This window comes from Variovorax sp. RCC_210 (genome assembly GCF_041355175.1).
Classification (GTDB): Bacteria; Pseudomonadota; Gammaproteobacteria; order Burkholderiales; family Burkholderiaceae_C; genus Variovorax.
Genome location: NZ_JBFUPJ010000039.1, coordinates 1 through 2,587, shown reverse-complemented (window position 1 = coordinate 2,587; position 2,587 = coordinate 1). Strand labels below are relative to the sequence as shown.

The window sequence follows — 2,587 nt, the reverse complement described above, 5'->3', positions numbered from 1 at the left end:
GTGAGCGTCCAGTTCACCCATCTTGAGTTCCCCTCCCGCGCGTAGGAGCCTCGTATCCACTTAACTTAGGTGGATACGTGAACACTATCTCTGGGAATCAAATAGACGGACGCCGTCGGCGGCGGCGGCATGGCGACGAGTTCAAGGCATCGGCCGTGACGGCGTGCATGCAACCTGGCGTCTCGATCGCCGCGGTGGCGATGACCCACGGCATCAACGCCAACTTGCTACGGCGCTGGGTGAACGATGCCGAGATGAAGCCGGTCGCCCGTGCTGGCATTGCGCCGGCCGCGGTGACGCCGGATGCGCCGAGGTTGACGCCTTCGTTCATACCGATGGAAGTCCCGACACCCACACCTACGCCCGCACCCCCGCAAGACATCCACATCGAACTGCGCCGCAACGCGATGACGGTCACGGTGACCTGGCCAGTCAGCGCGGCGAGCGAGTGCGCGACGTGGATGCGCGAGTTGCTCCGATGATTCGCATCGAAGCCATGTGGCTCGCGGCCGAGCCGGTGGACATGCGTGCCGGCGCCGACCGGCTGCTCGCCCGAGTGGTGCAGGTCTTCGGTGCCGCCCAGGCGCACCACGGCTACCTCTTCGCTAACGCCCGCGGCACTCGCGTCAAGCTGCTCGTGCACGACGGCTTCGGCGTCTGGTGCGCGGCGCGTCGGCTCAACGCGGGCCGCTTCACATGGGTGGCAACAACCTCGACATCGCCTCTCTCGCTCTCGCTGACCCGCGCGCAATTCGATTCGTTGGTCCTCGGCTTGCCGTGGGAGCGGCTGACTGAATTGAGCACCATCACGCGGGCCTGAAGCACTGCAAGAGCGGCATCGTTCAGGTGCCAAGCGCGCTGCATCGATGCAATACGTGCTTGCTCGGATGCGGTTCATGCCCTGGTCCTGGCACCATACCAGCATGCTCGGCGCGCACGCTCTTCCCCCGCTCGACCTGCAGGCGCTACCGCCGGAAGCGGCGGCCTGGATCGCCCGTTGGCAGCATGCCGAACGGCAACTCGCACTGCGCGACCAGGCTCTCGTCGATCGAGACCGCGAGTTGCTTCAGGCGCGCGACCTGCTGCAGCGCAAGGACCGCGACATCGCCTGGCGCGACGCCAAGATCGAGAAGATCACCTTCGAGCTGGCACGCCTCAAGCGCTGGAAGTTCGGCGCCAGTTCAGAGGCGATGGACGCCGACCAGCGACGCCTGTTCGAAGAGACGATTGCCGAGGATGAGGCGAGCCTGCGCGCGCAGCTAGAGCAACTGCGTCTGCAAGCAGCGGCCGATGACGCCGGCAAGGCCAAGCCGAAGGAAGCACCTCGTCAGCCGCGCCGTCAGGCTCTGCCCGAGCATCTGCGCCGCGTCGAGCACCGCCACGAGCCCGACAGCACTGACTGCCAAGAGCCCGGCTGCGGCCGGCCGATGACGCGCATCGGCGAGGACATGAGCGAGCGCCTGGACATCGTGCCGGCCGAGTTCTTCGTCCACCGCCACATCTACGGCAAATGGGCCTGCCGCTGCTGCCAGGTCCTCAGGCAGGCGCCCTCCATCCCGGAGCTGATCGAAGGCGGCATGGCCGCGAGCGGCCTCATCGCGCACACGCTCATCAGCCGCTGCGTCGACCACCTGCCGTACTACCGCCAGGAGGCGATCAACGCACGCAGCGGTGTCCATACGCCGCGTTCCACACTGGCTGCCTGGGCTGGCCAGGCCGGCGCTGCGCTAGAGCCGCTCTACGAGGTGCACAAGGCCTTCATCCTCGCCTGCCGCGTGCTGCATGCCGACGAGACGCCCGTCAAGCTGCTCGACCCCGGTGCCGGCAAGACGCGCCGAGCCTACGTCTGGGCCTATGCGAGGAGCTGGCACGACGCCGTGCCGGGCGTGATCTACGAGTTCTGCCTCGGCCGCGGCGCGCAGTACCCGAAGACCTTCCTTGCGGGCAGTGCACAGCAAGGTCGAGGCAGATGGTCTGGAACGCTGCTCACCGACCGCTATGGCGGCTACGACAGTGTGATCGATCCCCGCATCCACCCCGACCGCATCAGCGCGGCCTGCATCGCGCACGCACGTCGCAAGTTTGATGAACTGGCGCGCGACGGCACGAGCCCGATCGGCGACGAGGCGATCCGGTGCTATGCGCGGATTTATGCGGTCGAGGCCGAGCTCAAGGGCATGAACGATGACGAGCGACAGGCGCAGCGCCAGCAACTTGCCAAGCCGCTGTGGGACAAGCTGAAGGAATGGCTCGAACTCGAACGACGGTTGGTCGCGGGCGGCAGCACCGTGGCGGGCGCCATCGACTACACACTCGGCCACTGGAGCGCGCTGACGCGCTACCTGGAGGACGGCGCGGTCGCGATCGACAACAACCACCTCGAACGGCAAATTAAACCGTGGGCAATGGGGCGCCGGGCATGGCTGTTCGCCGGCAGCGAACTCGCCGGCCAACGCACTGCCATGGTGATGAGCTTGGTGCAGTCCGCGCGGCTCAATGGCCACGACCCATGGGCCTACCTGCGCGACGTGCTGCAGCGCCTGCCGACGCAGCGCGCCAGCCAGATCGAGGACTTGCTGCCGCACCG

3 protein-coding genes are annotated in these 2,587 nt (G+C 67.0%); all 3 read left to right on the top strand.

The window, feature by feature from the left end:
* Positions 1-77: 77 nt before the first annotated feature.
* Positions 78-482, top strand: coding sequence for a transposase (locus tag AB6807_RS39310; RefSeq protein ID WP_371088802.1), 405 nt, complete (start codon positions 78-80; stop codon positions 480-482).
* Positions 479-820 (top strand): IS66 family insertion sequence element accessory protein TnpB, encoded by a 342-nt coding sequence (gene tnpB / locus AB6807_RS39305; protein WP_371088801.1) that lies wholly within the window; start codon positions 479-481, stop codon positions 818-820. Before AB6807_RS39310 ends, tnpB begins: the two co-directional genes overlap by 4 nt.
* 103 nt (positions 821-923) lie before the next feature.
* The coding region (locus tag AB6807_RS39300) for an IS66 family transposase (protein ID WP_371088800.1) at positions 924-2,587 on the top strand (1,664 nt) is incomplete at its 3' end.

What these genes read in the sequence shown, in the direction of transcription:
- tnpB (WP_371088801.1), top strand. Translation starts at nt 479, where the DNA reads ATGATTCGCATCGAAGCCATGTGGCTCGCGGCCGAGCCGGTGGACATG.